Genomic DNA, 17030 nt, shown 5'->3' on the forward strand with positions numbered 1-17030 from the left:
GCGCGACGGGGCCGACCCGGCCCACGGGTCCGCAGGGGCCCACCGGGCGGGTGCGGCGGGTGCGGCGGATGCCGCTGGTACGGCGAGCACGGCGGGTGCGGCCCGGCCGGCCGACGTCGCCGCGATGGTCGAGACGGTCTTCCGGATCGAGTCCGCCCGGATCATCGCCGGTGTCACCCGGATCGTGCGCGACGTCGGCATCGCCGAGGAACTGGCGCAGGACGCGCTGGTCGCGGCGCTGGAGCAGTGGCCCGGGTCGGGTGTCCCGGAGCGTCCGGGCGCCTGGCTCACGGCCACCGCCAAGCACCGTGCGATCGACCTGGTCCGCCGCCGGGAGGTCTACGCGCGCAAGCTCGCCGAGGTCGGCCGGAGCCTGGAGGACGTCCCGCCGCCCGAGCCGGCCGGTCCGGACGACATCGACGACGACCTGCTGAGGCTGATCTTCACCACCTGCCACCCGGTGCTGTCGGCGCAGGCCCGGATCGCGCTGACCCTGCGGCTGCTCGGCGGACTCACCACCCCGGAGATCGCCCGCGCCTTCCTCGCCCCCGAACCGACCGTCGCCCAGCGGATCGTGCGCGCCAAGCGGACCCTCGCGAAGGCCCGGGTCCCGTTCGAGGTCCCGTACGGGGAGGAGCGGGCGGCGCGGCTCGCGTCCGTCCTGGAGGTCGTCTACCTGGTCTTCAACGAGGGCTACTCGGCCACCGCCGGGGACGACCTGCTCCGCCCGGCGCTCTGCGAGGACGCGCTGCGGCTGGCGCGGGTGCTCGCCGGGCTGGCGCCGGAGGAGCCGGAGGTGCACGGGCTGGCGGCGCTGCTGGAGTTCCAGGCGTCCCGGACCGCCGCCCGGACCGGGCCGGACGGCCGACCGGTGCTGCTGGCCGACCAGAACCGGGCGCGCTGGGACCGCCTGCTGATCCGGCGCGGCTTCGCCGCCCTCGGGCGGGCCGGCACCGGGCCGTACGCGGTCCAGGCCGCGATCGCGGCCTGCCACGCGCGGGCCGCGCGGTACGAGGACACCGACTGGGCGACCATCGCCGCTCTCTACGCGCGGCTGATGGCGCTCACGCCCTCCCCGGTGGTGGAGCTGAACCGCGCGGTGGCCGTGTCGATGGCCGAGGGTCCGGCCGCCGCGCTGGAGGTGGTGGACGCCCTGGCGGCGGAACCGGCTCTGAGCGGGTACCACCTGCTGCCCAGCGTCCGGGGCGACCTGCTGGTGCGGCTGGGCCGTGGCGCGGAGGCCCGGGCGGAGTTCACCCGGGCGGCGGAGCTGACCCGGAACGCGCGCGAGCGGGAGCTGCTGCTGGCGAGGGCGGCGGACGCGGTGGCGGCAGGGGAAGCGCGGGAGGCGGGGACGGACGCCTCCGCGGGCGGCACCTCCTCGGGGGCGGGAGGGGACGTGCGGCGGGAGGGGCCGGGGGTCAGAGCGCCTCGTCCAGGCGCAGCCGGGCGCTGACCTCGCCGAGGCCCCGTGCCAGGACGGCGAGTTGTTCCCGGCTGAGGACGTCGATCAGCAGTTCGCGGACCAGGGTGACGTGCCCGGGGGCGGCGTCGCGGAGCGCCTCGTGCCCTTCCTCGGTGAGTTCGGCGAAGACCCCGCGCACGTCGCTGGGGCAGGAGCGGCGGCCGACCAGTCCCATCCGCTCCAACTGGGTGACCTGGTAGGTCAGTCCGCTCTTGGAAGTGACGAGCCTCTCCGCCAGTTCGGTCATCCGCAGCGAGCCGGCCGGGGCCGCGGAGAGGTGGACGAGGATCTCGTACTGGGTGTGGGAGAGGCCGGAGTCCTCCTTGAGCTGGCGTTCCAGGCGGCGGTTGAGGAGGTTGCTCGCGGTGACGAAGCTCCGCCAGGCGGCCATCTCCTCCTCGTCCAGCCAGCGGGGTTCGCTCGGCAGCCGGGTGGAGGGCGCGGGGGGCGCGGGCGCGGGGGGCGCGGACGGTGCGGACGGCGTGGAGGGCATGGATTGATCGTACTCCTGTTGTTCAAATTCGAACGAAGGTGTACGGTCCAAGTGTCGGAGTTCAAATTTGAACTACTTGCCGAAGTCGCCCGACCACCGACCGAGGAGCAGAGGAAGAGACGCCATGACCACCGCGGCCCCCGAGCGCATGCCCGCCCTCTACCTGTCGCACGGCGCGCCGCCGCTCGCCGACGACCCGATCTGGCCCGGCCAGCTGGCCGCCTGGTCCGCCGACCTGCCGCGCCCCAAGGCCGTCCTGATGGTCTCCGCGCACTGGGAGGAGGCCCCGCTCGCCCTCGGCGCCGTCACCACCGTGCCGCTGGTCTACGACTTCTGGGGCTTCCCCGAGCACTACTACCGGGTGCAGTACGCCGCCCCCGGCGCACCGGAGCTCGCCGAGCGCGTGCGCAAGCTGCTGCGCGCCCCCGGCACCCCCGTCCAGGACATCCCGGACCGCGGCCTCGACCACGGCGCGTACGTCCCGCTGGTGGAGATGTTCCCGGAGGCCGACGTCCCCGTCCTCCAGGTCTCCCTGCCCACCCTCGACCCGCAGCGGCTGATGGAGATCGGCCGCCGGCTCGCCCCGCTGCGCGACGAGGGCGTGCTGATCGTCGGCAGCGGCTTCTTCACCCACAACCTCCGGGCGCTCAGCCAGGACGGCCGGGTCACCTCGGTGATGGCCGAGTTCGACGACTGGGGCCGGCGCGCCCTGGCCGCGCAGGACCTCGACGCACTGCTCGACTTCGAGCGGAAGGCCCCCGCCGGGCGGCTCGCCCACCCGCGGACCGAGCACTTCGCGCCGCTGTTCGTCACGCTCGGGGCGGGCGAGGCCGAGCTCGGCAGCCAGCGCACGGTCATCGACGGGTTCTGGATGGGGCTGGCGAAGCGGTCGATCCAGATCGGATGACGGCGGTCCGGGCCGGTGGCGGCGGTCCGGGCCGGTGACGGATCCCGGGCCGAACGGGGACGGGGCCGAGGGGACGGGGCCGAGGGCGGGCTCCGGCGCCGGACCGCCGGAGCCCTGGTGGACACGCGGGCCGGATGAGACCGTGGCCCGATGACTGCCACCGCGATGACCGGCGACGACGTCCGAGCCGCCCTCGGCGAACTGACGGACGTGCTGGCCCCGCTCACGAGGTCGGACGCCGCCCGCTGGGACGCCCCGGCCGGGCCGCTGGAGTGGAGCTGCCGCGAGACGGCCGCGCACATCGCGCACGACCTGCTCGCCTACGCCGGCCAGCTCGCCGCCCGACCCGCCGACCGCTACCTGCCGTTCGACCTCACCGTCCCGCCGGACGCCGGGCCGGCCGAGGTGCTGACCGTCGTCACGGCCTGCGCCCGGCTGCTGGCCACCGCCCTCGACGCGGCGCCGCCCGGACTGCGGGCCTGGCACCACGGGCCGTGCGACCCGGCGGGCTTCGCCGCGATGGGGGTCACCGAGACGCTGCTCCACACCCACGACATCACCCTCGGGCTCGGCGTGGACTGGCGGCCGTCCGAACGGCTCTGCCGCGCCGCCCTGGCGCGGCTCTTCCCCGACGCGCCGGAGGCCGCGGCCGGTCGCGCGGCCGACGTCCTGCTCTGGTGCACCGGGCGCGGGGAACTGGACGGCCGCCCGCGCCGGACTTCGTGGAGCTGGCGGGCGGCCGTGGCCTGACGGGGTGGGGCGAGGGCCCGTCCGGCCGAGGGCCGACGGGGCCTGACGGGGTCAGCCGGCGGTGGCGGCCGACTCGGTGGCGGCCGACTCGGTCGCGATCCGCTCGGCGGCGCTGCGCTCGACGCAGAACTCGTTGCCCTCGATGTCCCCGAGGGTGACCCAGCCCCTGCCGTCCGGCGTGCGGTGGTCGGCGAGCAGCGTCGCGCCCAGGGCGAGCAGGCGGTCCACCTCCTCGTCCCGGGTGCGGTCCTGCGGCTGGATGTCGAGGTGGACGCGGTTCTTCACCGACTTGCCGTCGGGGACCCGGACGAACAGCAGCGCGGCGCCCGGCGTCTCCACCAGGGCCTCCGGGTCGCCGGGGTGGTCGTCGTCGCTGACCTTGCCGTCCAGCACCTCCGCCCAGAACCGGGCGAGGCGGTAGGCGTCGGCACAGTCGATCGTCACATGTCGCACAAGAGAAGCCATGGGGGCCACTCTGACCCGGTTCTCCGCTCCGGTCCAACACTTGGTCCGACGCTTCGTCCGACGCTTGACCCGCTGGCCCGCTGGCCCGCTGGCCCGCGCCGCGCGAGGCCCGCCGGGCCGCGGGTTCAGCCGGCCGGGCGGCCCTCCCCGCCGCGGACGGGCGGGGCCGACGTGTCGCCGCGGCTGTGGAGGTGGCCGTCGAGCGGGTACGGCGGGTGCGCGGGGAGGAGGGCCTCGAAGCGGTAGCCGGCCTTCGCGGCCACCCGGCAGGACGCCTCGTTGTCCACCTGGTGCAGCAGGTCCAGCCGGACCAGGCCGTCGGCCGCGAACGTCTCGAACGCCCAGCCCGTGAGCGCCTCCAGTGCCCGCGGCGCCACTCCGCGGCCGCGCGCCGCGGCGGCCGTCCAGTACCCCACCTCGGCGGCGGGACTGCCCGGCGCACCGCGCTTGAGCACCACGTCGGCGACCAGGGCGCCGTCGCCCGCCTCGACGGCGAAGGCGTAGCGGGTGCCGTCCGCCCGGCCCCGCTCCTGCTCCCCGACCCAGCGGACCGCCTCGTCGAGGTCGGTCAGCGGGGACCGGATGAAGTGGCGCAGCGTCACGTCCCGGTGGATCTCGACCAGGGCCGGGGCGTCCTCCGCCCGGAAGGGGCGCAGGAGCAGCCCGTCGGCCGCCGGTGCGTCGTACGCGGTCGTCACCGCAGGCCCTCCCAGCCCCAGCGCGGGGTGGGGCCCGGGTCGCCGAGGTCGGTGCCGGCCGGGGAGGCGGAGACGTCCTTGGCGATCCTGGTGCCCCAGTCGAAGTACTCCAGGACGCGGCGGCGGAGCAGTTCGTCGCCGGGCAGTTCCTTGTCGACGGCCGCGGCCATCAGCTCCACCCAGCGGGTGCGCTGCTCCTCGGTGATGGCGAGGCCGAGGTGGGAGCGGAGCAGGGACTGGTGGCCGCCGAGGTCGGTGGTGAAGCGGTCCGGGCCGTCGAAGACCTCGGCCAGCCAGACGGCGACGTGTTCGATGTGGGTGGGCGTGAAGTCCGCGAAGACCGGCGCCAGCAGCGGGTCGGCGAGGACGCCCTCGTAGAAGGTGTCGCTGAGTCTGCGAAGGGCGTCGAGGCCGCCGATCGCGTCGTAGAGGCTGTCGGAGCGGCTGTCGGAGCGGTGCTCGTCGCTCATCTGCGGTACTCCCCCGTGGGTCGGTGTGTCGTGACCCTTCCTAGCAGTGCCGCGGAGTGTGCGATTCCTCCTCCCCGGTGTGTTCGCCGCCGGCTCAGCAATCGGATGTCCGGCCTCCGGTTCGAACCGGCTTGACCTTGACGCTGGCGGCAGGGTCGGAGGGTTGCGGCATGAGCGAGACGACGCGGACGGACGAGGCAGTGCGGCGGGGACCCCGGGTGGTCGTGGTCACCGGGGCGGGGACGGGGATCGGACAGGAGACCGCGTGGGCGTTCGCCGCGCAGGATCCGGACGTCCGGGTGGTGGCGGTCGGGCGGCGGGCCGAACCGCTCGCGCGGCCGGCCGGCCGCGCACCGGACCGGATCGTTCCGCTGGCCGCGGACGTCACGTCCCCGGACGGGCCGGAGGCGGTCGTCCGGGGCGCGCTGGAGCGGTTCGGGCGGTTGGACGTCCTGGTGAACAACGCCGGCATCGCCCCGCACGGACAGCTCGGCGACTACACCCGGGAGGGCGTCGAGGCGGTGCTGGCGACCAACCTGACGGCGCCCGTCCTGCTCGGCCAGGCCGCCCTGCCCGCGCTGACGGAGAGCCGGGGCGTGATCGTCAACGTCAGCACGGCCGTCGGTCAGCGCGGCTGGCCGACCAACTCGGTGTACGCGGCGGGGAAGGCCGCCGTCGACACGCTCACCCGCAGCTGGGCGGTGGAGCTGGCGCCGCGCGGCATCCGGGTCGTCGCGGTGGCGCCCGGCGCGATCGCGACGCCGATCGGCCGGCACGCGGGGTTCAGCCCGGAGCGACAGGCGGCCGTCCGCAGGTGGCAGCTGGAGAACACCCCGCTGGGCCGGATCGGCGAGCCGGCCGAAGTGGCCTGGGCCATCGTGCAACTCGCCTCGCCACAGGCCTCGTTCGTCACCGGAGTAGTCTTGCCGGTGGACGGCGGCGCCGTCGTGGGATAGCGCGGCGCCGACGGCGGGCGCCGGACGGAGGCGTGCGCGAGCGGACGCCGGGCGGAAGCGGACGGGGAACGGGCGGGGGCGGGCGGATGCGGATCGGCGAGCTGGCGCGGGTGGCGGGCACGAGCCCCCGGGCACTGCGGCACTACGAGCAGGCCGGGCTGCTGACCTCCGAGCGCGCGCCCAACGGGTACCGGGTCTACGACGACGGCGCGGCGGTCCGGGTCCGCAACATCCGCGGACTGCTGGACGCCGGGTTCACGCTGGAGGACGTCCGGCCGTTCCTGGGCTGCCTGGACAGCGACGCGTTCGGCCCGCCGTCCGCCGGTGCGCTGCGGATCGCCCGGGAGCGGCTGGCGGTGCTGGAGCGCCGCATCGCCGCCCAGCACGAGACCAGGGACCGGCTGGTCGCGGCGATCGCGGCCGCGGAGGCCGCCGTTCCGGGCTGATCCCGGAACGGACCGGACCGGCCCGGGGGGTACGCGGGCCCGTGCCCGGCCCTGGTGCCCGGCCCTGGCGCCCGGCCCGGGGCGGCCCGTACGGGTGACACCCCCGATCGGGGGTGTGCAGGGGGCGGCGCGCGGAGGACAGTGGGCGCATGCAGATTCCACTCTCCGTGATGGACTTCCTCGACCGGGCCGAGCTGGTCTACGGCGACCGGGTCGGCATCGTCGACGAGCCGGACCAACCGGCCGAATCCTGGGGCGATCTGACGTATCGCCGGGTCGCCGAGCTGGCCCGGGCGCAGGCGGCCGGACTGGACCGGCTGGGCGTCGGGCCGGGCGAGCGGGTGGCCGTCGTGTCGCACAACTCGGCCCGGCTGCTGACCTCGCTGTACGGCGTGAGCGGCCACGGCCGGGTGCTGGTGCCGGTGAACTTCCGCCTCAGGGCGGAGGAGGTGTCGTACATCGTCGAGCAGAGCGGCGCGTCCGTGCTGCTGGTCGACCCCGAACTCGCCGACCCGCTGGCCGGGGTGGTCGCCAAGCACAAGTTCACGATCGGCGCGGACAGCGACGCCCTGCTGTACGACTTCGACAACGCGCCGCGCCGGTACCCGGTCGCCGAGGGCGACACCGCCACCATCAACTACACCAGCGGAACCACCGCCCGCCCCAAGGGCGTTCAGCTCACCCACCGGAACGTCTGGCTCAACGCCGTCCTGATGGGCCTGCACTTCGGGGCGAGCGACCGGGACGTCTACCTGCACACCCTGCCGATGTTCCACGCCAACGGCTGGGGCCTGCCGTTCTCCCTCACCGGCCTCGGCGCGCAGCACGTGGTGCTGCGGAAGGTCGACGGCGCCGAGATCCTGCGCCGGGTCGAGCGGCACGGCGTGACCTTCCTGTGCGGTGCGCCGGCGGTGGTGCAGATGGTGCTGGACGCCGCCGAGGACTGGGACGGCCCGGTCCCCGGCCGGGACCGGGTGCGGATCATCGTGGCCGGCGCACCGCCGCCGACCTCGGTGGTGCAGCGGATCGAGACCGAACTCGGCTGGGAGTTCCTGCAGATCTACGGCCTGACCGAGACCTCGCCGGTGGTGACGGTCAACCGCACGCGCGCCGAGTGGGACCGGCTCCCCGCCGCCGAGCGGGCGGAGAAGCTGGTGCAGGCGGGCTCGCCGGCGATCGGCAACCAGGTGCGGGTGGACGGCCAGGGCGAGGTGCTGGTGCGGTCGAACGTGGTGCTGGACGGCTACTGGCAGCAGCCGGAGGCCACCGCCGAGGCGATCCGGGACGGCTGGTTCCACACGGGCGACGGCGGCACCCTGGTCGACGGCTACCTGACCATCTCGGACCGGAAGAAGGACGTCATCATCAGCGGCGGGGAGAACGTCTCCTCGATCGAGGTGGAGGACTGCCTGTACGACCACCCGGCGGTGGGCGAGGTCGCGGTGATCGGCGTGCCGGACGCCAAGTGGGGCGAGACGGTGAAGGCGCTGGTGGTGCTCAAGCCGGGTGCCGAGGCCGGCGAGGCGGAGCTCATCGCCCACTGCAAGGCGCGGCTGGCCGGCTACAAGTCGCCCACCTCGGTGGAGTTCAGGGACGACCTGCCGCGGACGACCACCGGGAAGCTGCAGAAGTTCCGGCTCCGCGAGCCGTACTGGGCGGGGCGGGAGCGGAAGGTCAACTAGTCCGCGTCCAGGAGGCCCGACTCGCGTGCCGCCAGCGCGAGTTCGGTGCGGTTGCGGACGCCGAGCTTGTGCATGGCGCTCTTCAGGTAGCCGGTCACCGTGTTGCAGGTGAGGCCGAGCTGGGCGGCGATCTCCGGATTGGTCCGGCCGGTCGCCGCCCAGCGGAGCACCTCGTGCTCGCGCCGGGTCAGCGGCGCGGCGGGGGCGGTCGCCCCGGGCTCCCGCCGGTGCGGCGGGCCGCTCCAGGCGGCGGCCCCGGCCAGCGCCCGGGTGGCGGCCTCGGCCAGCCTGCCGACGGCGGCGATCCGGACGTCGCCGAACGGGACCACCGTGCGCAGCGACGCGTACACCACGCCGTGCACGGTGCCGCCGTGCAGCAGCGGCACGGTGAGCATCGCGTAGAGGTCCTCGGCGGTGACGGCGGCGTCGTAGTGGTGGGAGATGCCGGTGGCGGCCCGGTAGTCGGGCACCCAGCTGGGGGTGCGCTCGGCCAGTGCCCGGCCGCCGAGGCCGGTGCCGGCCGGGACGGCGAGGCCGTGCAGGAGGTCCGCCCGGGTCCCGGCCCAGTGCCGCAGCACCATGCCCTCCGGTCCCCCGGTGCGGGCGCGCCCGCCGGGTGAGCCCGGCTCGGGCACGCCGACCAGGCCGACGTCGGCGCCGCAGTCGGCCACCACCCGGCGGGCGAGGTCGCCGAGCACGGCGTCCCGGACCAGCTCGGCGGCCCGGACGGCGAGGTCGTCCGGGGGTCCGTCGGCGGCGGGCGAGGCGGTCATCGCGTGATTTTCACACGGAGTCCGGGCGGTGGGGAGGGGGCGGACGCACCTTCGGCGCACGCGTTCGGCGGAGTTCCGCGGAGTTCGGCGGAGTTCCGGGCGGGCCGGGGCGGGGCGGCGTAGGGTGCGGGCGCGAGGTTACCGGCGAGTCACTCACGGGTTGGCCACTGTTGCGAAGGGGATATCCATGACGGACCCGAACGTTCCCAGGGGATCGGCCGTGCTGGCCGGGCTGTTGGCCGACCTGCGGGCCGAGAGCGAGGTGCTGGACGGGCTGGTCGCCGGGCTGGCGCCGGAGCGGTGGGCCACCGGCACTCCCGCACCGGGGTGGACGGTCGCGCACCAGATCGCGCACCTGGCGTGGACGGACGACTGGTCGGAGCTGGCCGCGCGCGACCCGGAGGGCTTCGTCGCCGAGTCCGGCCGGGTCTTCGGCGAGCTGCTGGCCGCCGGTGCGGACCCGGTGGAGGACGGCGCCGCGCGCGGGGCCGTCGAGGAGCCGGCGGCCCTGCTGGCGCGCTGGCGGGCCGGTCGGGAGCGGCTGGCGGCGGCGCTCGCGGCCGTTCCGGCCGACACCCGGCTGCCGTGGATGGGCCCGCCGATGAAGGCCCCGTCGATGGCCACCGCACGGCTGATGGAGACCTGGGCGCACGGGCAGGACGTGGCGGACGCACTCGGCGCCGTCCGGGAGCCGACCGCGCGGCTGCGGCACATCGCCCACCTGGGCGTGCGGACGGCGGGGTTCGCGTTCACGGTGCACGGGCTTCCGGCGCCGCAGGCCCCGGTGCGGGTCGAACTCACCGCCCCGGACGGGGAGCCGTGGACGTGGGGCCCGGCCGACGCGGCGGACCGGGTGGCCGGTCCGGCCCTGGACTTCTGCCTGCTGGTCACCCAGCGGCGCCACCGGGACGACCTCGCGCTGACGGCCGTCGGCGCGGTGGCGCAGGCCTGGCTGCCGATCGCGCAGGCCTTCGCCGGACCGCCCGGAAAGGGGCGGGATGCCGGATCATCGCCCCGGATGATCGAGTGATGATTCGTCAAGTATGCGCACAATGACGCTAAACCACACGTTTCGGGGATATGCGGAGTTCGTCGGCGAATGATGGACTTCCGTCATGACACGGATGAACCCGATGCGCACCGTCCTGGCCGGTGCCGCCGCCCTCCTCGCGGTGGGCGGCCTGGCCGCCGGCCCGGCCCAGGCCGCGTCCGCGCCGCCCGCCGGCACCGCCGTCGCCGCCCGCGCCCAGGTGCGGGCCGGTACCCCGGCCGCCCACCGGGTGGTGACCTTCTTCGAGGAGTACCGGCGGGCGGTCCTCGGCGAGAGCGGCGAGACGCCGCGTGCCGTGCGCGAGCGCTACCTCGCCCCGGGCCTCGACCGCCGACTCGACGCATGGGCACAGGAGCACGACGCCGACCCGGTGTTCCGCGCCCAGAACGTCCCGGTGGACTGGTCCGCCCAGCAGGTCGAGGAGGCGTACGGCCTCGCCTCGGTCAGGCTCACCGAGTTCTGGGGCGGCGGCGGCCAGGACGTCTGGTTCGTCGTCCGCCTCTCCGACCTGCGGATCATCGGACTCGACGACCAGCCCGCCTTCTGACCTCCGGCAGGGTGGACCGGGGAGTGCACCCGGGAGGATCGGAAAGAGCTCCGGCGCGGCGCAGGCAATCCCCCACGACTGCGCCGCGCCGGTGTACCCATCGGGCGCCGTCCGGGCCGGAGTCCGGGGCAGGGAGCCCGGGGAGCCGGGAACCCGGGGGCCCCGGAACCGGACCGCGTGAGCCCGTGGGCACCCGGGGCGCCGGGGTCACCTGCCGCCGTCGCGGACGAGCAGCAGCCCGCGACCGGCGGCGAGCGCCCCGTCGACCCAGGCCGGAAGGGCCTCCGCGACCAGCTCCTCGACCTCCTCGGCCGCGTCGTCGTCGCCGCCCGGGAGCAGGTCCGCGTCCTCGTGGATCCGGTCGGCGTCGAAGCCGGCCAGCTCGGCACGGACCACCGCGAGCTCGCCCGCCGCGGTGAAGGACGGGAAGGGCCACGGATCGTCGGCGGACGCCGCGGCACCGGCCGGGAAGGGCCAGGGCCGCCCCCAGAGGGCGGCGAGGGCCGGCAGCCCCCAGACACGGAAGGCGTCCGTCAGATCGTCCCAGTGCCGCCCCGGCAGGACGGCCGAGCCGAGCGGCGTCCCGAGGACGGGGCCGAGGAGCTCCAGCAGCCAGGTGTAGCCGCCCGGGCGGGCGGGGTCGGGGCGCCCGGCGACGACCTCCCGCAGCGCGGCGCCGACCTCGGCGGGACCGGTGGCCCGCAGCAGGCTGCCGGCCTCCGTCAGCTCCTCGATCCTGCCGAGGGCCGCCCGGACGAGCCCCTCGTCGTGGGAGCCGGCAACGGCGAGGAGGACGTCTGCGTCGACCCCGAATGCGGACAGGTACTGTTCGGCCATCCCCGATTATCGGCACACCGCCATGTCCGCCTCCCCGCAGGGGGGTTGGTTGCGCGGCGGCACGGTCGGCGGGACGGCCGGCGGCGTGGTGCGGCCGGCTGGCCGCGCCGCGCCGCGCCGGGTCGGGTCGGGTCGGGTCGGGTCGGGGGATCAGGGGGCCTGCTGTCCGGGCCGCTGCTCCGGCGTCCCCCCGGCGGTCCCGGACGACTTGGTCCAGGGGGAGACACCGAGCTTGCCGGTGGTGCCGAGGTCGAGGTCGGCGGGGACGGTGAGGCGGGGACGGCCCGGGAGCGGGGCGACGTCCAGGAAGCGGCCGTTGTCGGCGGCCTTGTCCCCCGCGAGGACGGTGTTGCGCCAGACCACCTGGAACTGGGCGGACTCCTGGGGCTGGAGGGTCAGCGGCTTCGCCGCGGCGTCGAAGCCGTCCAGCGTGGCGATGCCCGCCGAACCGCGGCCGACGGTCACGGCGAGCGGCGAGCGTTCGGCGTCGAGGACACGGACGCCGGGGTGGCCGTTGAGGGCGTAGGACCGGGTGCCGCAGTTGGTCAGCCGGACCGGCATGACCCGCAGTCCCATCGCGGCGGACACCTCTCCGACGGCCAGCGAGACGCCCTCGGGGGAACAGACCGGGGCCGGCGGCGCGGAGGGCAGGGCAGCGGAAGGCACGGCGCCGGAGGGCAGCGGATCGGCGGTGACCAGCGGGAAGGTGGTCGGCCGGGTGCCGGTCGGCGGCGCGGAGGGTGTGGACACGGCCGGGGGCGGCGTGTCGCCGATCGTGCGCGCCGGGCCGGGCGCTCCCCCGCCGGCCCCGGTCACCGAGGTGCTGCCGCACCCGGCCGCCAGGGCGGCGGCCGCGAGCAGCACGCCCGCCCGGACGAGCGGCGGTATCCGGCGAACGGCGGTCGGCGACAACGGCGACGGGGACAGCGGCGGCGGGGACGACAGCAGCGGGGTCATGGCACCGATCATGGCACGGAGGAGCGGACGCCACGGCCCCGCCGGGCATAGGGTCACGGCATGATCGAAGCTTCCTCGGTACCCGAACTCCTGCCCTGGCTCGGTTCCGTGGGCAGGGTGTTCGCCTCCTTCACCGGGCAGGACTCCGGCTGCACGGCGTACGGGGTGGAGGAGCCGGACGGCGCCCGCTGGTTCGTGAAGGCCGCCACGACGGAGGGCGCCGTGTCCTCGATGGAGCGGGCGGCCGCGCTGCACGCCGCCGTCCGGCACGAGGCGATCGTCCCGCAGCTGCACCGCTTCACAGCCGCCGGGCTGCCGGCGGTGGTGATGCCGTGGCACGACGGCGAGGTGCTGTACCACCCGACCACAGGGGGCGGCCGGGGCGCCGCGGCCCGGACCGACCCGGCCGGCCCGATGGCCCGGTTCCGCGCCCTGCCGGTCCCCCTGGTGGCGGCGGCCCTGGACACCGTGCTGGACGCCCATCTGGCCGTCTCCGCCGCCGGGTTCGTCGCCTGCGACTTCTACGACGGCTGCCTGCTCTACGACTTCGCGCGGCACCGGATGCACCTCTGCGACCTGGACGAGTACCGGCCGGGACCGTTCACCGTCGAGGCGGACCGGCTACCGGGCTCGAAACGGTTCATGGCCCCGGAGGAGTTCCGGCGCGGCGCGGTGATCGACGCCCGCACCACGGTGTTCACCCTGGGCCGCACCCTGCGGCTGCTGCTCGACGCGGGTGACGGGGAGCGGCACTGGCGCGGCACCGGGGAGCAGCTCGCCGTGCTGGGGCGGGCGACGGCGCCGGACCCGGCCGCGCGCTGGCCCGGCGTGGAGGAGTTCGCCGCCGCCTGGCGGGCCGCCTGAACTCCGGGCGACGGACGGAGCCGTCGGGGCGGGGGCGCCGGGGCCGGGGCGTCGGGGCGGGGCGCCGGGGCGGGGGCGCCGGGGCGGGGGCGCCGGGCCGCCTCGGATCCGGCCGCCTCAGACGCCGATCCGCAGCGGTGTGAGCCGGGTGGCGATCAGGTTGGTGGCGCCCCGGTCGCGTTCGATGTGCCCGTGGACGAGCAGCCCGGCCCGGTCGAGGGCGGCGCGGCGCTGCGACTCCCAGACCGGGCGGCTGCAGATCACGTTGATCAGCCCGGTCTCGTCCTCCAGGCTGAGGAACAGCACGCCGCCCGCGGTCGGCGGCCGCTGCCGGTGGGTGACCAGCCCGCCGACCACCACCGCCGACCCCGGTACCACGTCCGGGAGTTGGGCGGCGGTGAGCGCCCCGCCGCGCTCCAGGTGGTCACGCAGGTGCTGGAGCGGATGGCTGGTCGCCGAGGTGCCGGTCGCCCAGAGGTCGGCGATGGTCTCCTCGATCGGGGTCATCCCGGGCAGTGGCGGCGCCTGCGTCCCGGGTGTCGTCCCGGGGATGAGATCCGCCGTCACCCCGGCGAACGCCCCTGCGGCCCAGAGCGCCTGACGCCTGTTCAGGCCGAAGCAGCCGAACGCCCCGGCCGAGGCGAGCGCCTCCAGGGCCGGCGCGGGCAGGCCGGTCCGGCGGGCGAAGTCCTCCAGGTCCGCGTACGGCTGCCCGGCCGCGATCGCCCCGGCCTGCGCGGCGCCGATGCCGCGCACGGTGTCCAGGCCGAGCCGGATCGCGGGCTGGGGCTTGCCCGCGGTGAGCGGCGGTGCGGGCGTCGGCCCCCGGTACGGCTCCAGGGTGGGCCGGGACCCGCTGGCGTTGACGTCCACCCCGCGCACCCGCACGCCGTGCCGCCGGACGTCGGCGATCAGGCTGAGCGACGAGTAGAAGCCCATCGGCTGGTTGGCCAGCAGCGCGCAGGTGAAGGCCGCCGGGTAGTGGTACTTCAGCCAGGCGCTGGCGTACACCAGGTAGGCGAAGCTGATCGCGTGGCTCTCCGGGAAGCCGTAGTTGGAGAAGGCCTCGATCTTGGTGTAGACGTCCTCGGCGACCTCCGCCGGGATGCCGCGCTCGGCCATCCCGCCCAGCAGCCGCTCGCGCAGCCGGGCGACGCGCTCGTGCGAGCGCTTGGCGCCCATCGCCTGCCGGAGCCGGTCCGCCTCCGCGGGGGTGAACCCGGCGCAGTCGATGGCCAGTTGCATCATCTGCTCCTGGAACAGCGGCACCCCGAGGGTCTTGCCGAGGGCGTTCTCCATCAGCGGGTGCGGGCACTCGGCCGGTTCCGCCCCGGCCCGCCGGCGCAGGTACGGGTGGACGGACCCGCCCTGGATCGGGCCGGGCCGGATCAGCGCCACCTCGACCACCAGGTCGTAGAAGTGGTCCGGCTTGAGCCGCGGCAGGGTGGCCATCTGCGCGCGCGACTCGACCTGGAAGACGCCCACCGTGTCGGCCCGCCGCAGCATCGCGTACACGCCCGGGTCGTCGTCCGGGATCGTCGCCAGGTCGTAGCGCGGGCCGTGGTGCCGTTCGACCAGGTCGCAGGTGTCGTGCAGGGCGGCGAGCATGCCGAGGCCGAGCAGGTCGATCTTCACCAGACCGGCGCCGGCCACCGACTCCTTGTCCCACTGCAGCACGGAGCGGCCCGGCATCCGGGCCCACTCGGTCGGGCAGATCTCGGCGATCGGCTCCCGGGTGAGCACCATCCCGCCCGAGTGGATGCCCAGGTGGCGGGGCAGGCCGTGGAGCTGCCCGGCGAGGGAGAGCACGTCGGCGGGCACGACGGCGTCGGCGCCGGGCGGGGAGCGGAAGTCGGCCTGCCGGCTGAACGCGTCCACCTGCCCCTGCGGGTAGCCGAGCACCCGGGCGGCGTCGCGCAGCGCCAGCCGGGGCCGGTAGGTGATCACGTTGGCGACCTGGGCGGCGTGCTCGCGCCCGTACCGGCGGTAGACGTACTGGATGACCTCCTCGCGGCGCCGGTTCTCGATGTCCAGGTCGATGTCGGGCGGCCCGTCGCGGGCGGTGGAGAGGAAGCGCTCGAAGAGCAGCCGGTAGTGGACCGGGTCGACGGCGGTGATCCCGAGCGCGTAGCAGACCGCCGAGTTGGCCGCCGAACCGCGCCCCTGGCACCAGATCCCCTCCCGGCGGCAGAAGTCGACGATGTCGTGGACGATCAGGAAGTACCCGGCCAGGTCGAGGTCCTCGATGACGTCGAGCTCCCGGGCGAGTTGGCGGCGGGCCGGGCCGTTGCCGGGCCCGAAACGCGCGGGGCCGCCCTCGGCGACCAGCGCGCGCAGGTGGCTGATCTCGGTGTGGCCGGACGGGACGGGGTAGCCGGGCAGCTCCGGGTCCAGCCGGGCGAAGTCGAAGGCGCAGGCCCGGGCCAGCTCCACGGTCGCCTCCCGGACGCCGGGGAAGCGGGTCAGCCGGGCCGCCATCTCCCGGCCGGAGCGCAGGTGGGCGGTGCCGGCGGCCTGCGTCCAGCCCGCCGCCTCGGGGAGCGTGCGGCGGTCGTGCAGGGCGGCGAGGCTCTGAGCGAGCCGCCCCTGGGCCGGGCCGGCGTGGTGGGCGTTGGTGGAGGCGACGGCCGTCAGGCCCGTCCGGGCGGCGAGCGCCGCGAGGGCGTCGTTGCGCAGGTCGTCACCGGGAAGCCACTGGTCGATCAGCTCGACGTGGACGTTGTCGCGGCCGAACGCCTCGGTGAGGGTGAGGAGTCGGCGCTCCGCCCCGGCGGCGTCCGCGGCGGCGGGGCTTCCGGCGGGGCTTCCGACGGGGAGGCCGGTGGGAAGGCCGATGGGAAGGCCGGGAGCGCCGCCGGGAGTACCGGTGGAGGCGGCGGTGAGGGCGGCGGTGACGCGGCCCAGCCGGCAGCCGGTGAGCACCGCCCAGTGGCCGTCGTGCGCGTCGGCGAGGGCCGCGAAGTCGTAGACCGGCTTCCCCTTGGCCCCGCCCGCGAGCTGGGCCGCGCCGATGGCGGCGGAGAGGCGGCGGTAGCCCTCCGGATCGCGGGCCAGCACCAGGAGGTGCTCGACCCGGTCCCGTTCGTGACGGATCGTCAGCTCGGCGCCGAAGACCGTCGCCACCCCGGCCTCGCGCGCCGCCCCGGCGAAGCGGACCGCGCCGTAGAGGCCGTCGTGGTCGGTGAGCGCGAGCGCCTCGACGCCCAGCCGGGCGGCCTCCGCGACCAGCGCCTCGGGATCGCTGGCGCCGTCGAGGAAGCTGAAGGCGGAGTGGACGTGCAGCTCCGCCCAGGCGGGGGCCGGATCGGCGGCGCCGGACGGTCCGGACGGGGTCGCGGGCGGCCCGGCCGGCTCCCGCCCCTGCGGGTCGCGGCGCAGCGGGACGACGTCGCCGCCCGCCGGGCCGGGCCCGCCGCCGGTCAGCCGGCGGCGCAGCTCGCTCCAGGGGAGGGTGGGGTGACTGGTGAATCCCATCGGGGACGGCGCCTTCGGTCTCTCGTGTTCCTTCCCCCCTCGGTCCTTCCCCCCTTCGTGTCGCCTGCCTCCTCCGCCCTGCTCTCCGCTGTCTGGCCTCTGCTGTCCTGCTCTCCGCTGTCTGGCCTCTGCCGCCGCCCTGCCTTCCCGGCCTTCCCGGCCGTTCGCGGCGGAACGCCGGGGCCGCCGGGCCGC

Annotated in this window: 17 protein-coding genes; 9 read left to right on the forward strand and 8 right to left on the reverse strand. The window is 75.8% G+C overall.

The features are described 5' to 3' along the window. Positions 1–124: 124 nt before the first annotated feature. The gene (locus tag OG550_RS08380) at positions 125–1456 is read left to right on the forward strand and encodes an RNA polymerase sigma factor (RefSeq protein WP_327683739.1); all 1332 of its coding nucleotides are present in this window, start codon (positions 125–127) and stop codon (positions 1454–1456) included. Here the strand turns inward: OG550_RS08380 and OG550_RS08385 are convergent. Then, positions 1422–1856 carry a MarR family winged helix-turn-helix transcriptional regulator gene (locus tag OG550_RS08385; protein WP_327683741.1) on the reverse strand — a complete coding sequence of 145 codons (435 nt, stop codon included), beginning with the start codon at positions 1854–1856 and terminating at the stop codon, positions 1422–1424. The two genes, OG550_RS08380 and OG550_RS08385, sit on opposite strands and share 35 nt — an antisense overlap. 226 nt (positions 1857–2082) lie before the next feature. Between OG550_RS08385 and OG550_RS08390 the strand changes: the two genes are divergently transcribed. After that, positions 2083–2865 carry a dioxygenase family protein gene (locus tag OG550_RS08390; RefSeq protein WP_327676044.1) on the forward strand — a complete coding sequence of 261 codons (783 nt, stop codon included), beginning with the start codon at positions 2083–2085 and terminating at the stop codon, positions 2863–2865. Positions 2866–3015: 150 nt separating this feature from the next. Further along, positions 3016–3615 (forward strand): maleylpyruvate isomerase N-terminal domain-containing protein, encoded by a 600-nt coding sequence (locus OG550_RS08395; protein WP_327676045.1) that lies wholly within the window; start codon positions 3016–3018, stop codon positions 3613–3615. Between the two features lie 51 nt (positions 3616–3666). Here OG550_RS08395 and OG550_RS08400 read toward each other — a convergent pair whose 3' ends face one another. The 3 genes from OG550_RS08400 to OG550_RS08410 form a co-directional block, all read right to left on the reverse strand. Then, positions 3667–4080: a VOC family protein gene (locus OG550_RS08400; RefSeq protein WP_327676046.1), complete on the reverse strand. Its 414-nt coding sequence runs from the start codon at positions 4078–4080 to the stop codon at positions 3667–3669. Positions 4081–4205: 125 nt separating this feature from the next. After that, on the reverse strand, positions 4206–4778 hold the full coding sequence (locus OG550_RS08405; protein WP_327676047.1) for a GNAT family N-acetyltransferase: 573 nt from the start codon (positions 4776–4778) through the stop codon (positions 4206–4208). After that, complete coding sequence (locus OG550_RS08410) at positions 4775–5248, reverse strand: group II truncated hemoglobin (protein ID WP_327676048.1); 474 nt, start codon at positions 5246–5248, stop codon at positions 4775–4777. The genes OG550_RS08405 and OG550_RS08410 overlap by 4 nt, the downstream gene beginning before the upstream one ends. A 170-nt stretch (positions 5249–5418) precedes the next feature. Between OG550_RS08410 and OG550_RS08415 the strand changes: the two genes are divergently transcribed. The 3 genes from OG550_RS08415 (at position 5419) to OG550_RS08425 (ending at position 8332) form a co-directional block, all read left to right on the forward strand. Beyond that, positions 5419–6204, forward strand: a complete 786-nt coding sequence (locus OG550_RS08415; RefSeq protein ID WP_327676049.1) for an SDR family NAD(P)-dependent oxidoreductase — start codon at positions 5419–5421, stop codon at positions 6202–6204. Positions 6205–6290: 86 nt separating this feature from the next. Then, positions 6291–6650 (forward strand): MerR family transcriptional regulator, encoded by a 360-nt coding sequence (locus tag OG550_RS08420; RefSeq protein ID WP_327676050.1) that lies wholly within the window; start codon positions 6291–6293, stop codon positions 6648–6650. Positions 6651–6799: 149 nt separating this feature from the next. Continuing rightward, on the forward strand, positions 6800–8332 hold the full coding sequence (locus OG550_RS08425) for an AMP-binding protein (RefSeq protein ID WP_327676051.1): 1533 nt from the start codon (positions 6800–6802) through the stop codon (positions 8330–8332). Here the strand turns inward: OG550_RS08425 and OG550_RS08430 are convergent. After that, positions 8329–9105, reverse strand: a complete 777-nt coding sequence (locus OG550_RS08430) for a helix-turn-helix transcriptional regulator (RefSeq protein WP_327676052.1) — start codon at positions 9103–9105, stop codon at positions 8329–8331. The genes OG550_RS08425 and OG550_RS08430 overlap by 4 nt on opposite strands. Before the next feature lie 187 nt (positions 9106–9292). On the opposite strand from OG550_RS08430, the gene OG550_RS08435 reads away from it, so the two are divergent. Both OG550_RS08435 and OG550_RS08440 read left to right on the forward strand, forming a co-directional pair. Beyond that, on the forward strand, positions 9293–10135 hold the full coding sequence (locus tag OG550_RS08435; RefSeq protein ID WP_327676053.1) for a TIGR03084 family metal-binding protein: 843 nt from the start codon (positions 9293–9295) through the stop codon (positions 10133–10135). A gap of 85 nt (positions 10136–10220) precedes the next feature. Next, positions 10221–10703: a hypothetical protein gene (locus tag OG550_RS08440; protein WP_327676054.1), complete on the forward strand. Its 483-nt coding sequence runs from the start codon at positions 10221–10223 to the stop codon at positions 10701–10703. Positions 10704–10910: 207 nt separating this feature from the next. Here the strand turns inward: OG550_RS08440 and OG550_RS08445 are convergent, their stop codons facing one another. Continuing rightward, positions 10911–11540, reverse strand: coding sequence for a DUF7691 family protein (locus OG550_RS08445; protein WP_327676055.1), 630 nt, complete (start codon positions 11538–11540; stop codon positions 10911–10913). Positions 11541–11690: 150 nt separating this feature from the next. Next, a complete protein-coding gene (locus OG550_RS08450; protein ID WP_327676056.1) occupies positions 11691–12497 on the reverse strand; it encodes a DUF4232 domain-containing protein in 807 nt (268 codons plus the stop codon). Positions 12498–12557: 60 nt separating this feature from the next. Between OG550_RS08450 and OG550_RS08455 the strand changes: the two genes are divergently transcribed. Further along, complete coding sequence (locus OG550_RS08455; RefSeq protein WP_327676057.1) at positions 12558–13361, forward strand: serine/threonine protein kinase; 804 nt, start codon at positions 12558–12560, stop codon at positions 13359–13361. A 117-nt stretch (positions 13362–13478) separates the two neighbouring features. Here the strand turns inward: OG550_RS08455 and OG550_RS08460 are convergent, their stop codons facing one another. Further along, the gene (locus tag OG550_RS08460) at positions 13479–16835 is read right to left on the reverse strand and encodes an error-prone DNA polymerase (protein ID WP_327676058.1); all 3357 of its coding nucleotides are present in this window, start codon (positions 16833–16835) and stop codon (positions 13479–13481) included. Positions 16836–17030: the final 195 nt, after the last annotated feature.

This window comes from Kitasatospora sp. NBC_00458, assembly GCF_036013975.1.
Taxonomy (GTDB): Bacteria; Actinomycetota; Actinomycetes; order Streptomycetales; family Streptomycetaceae; genus Kitasatospora.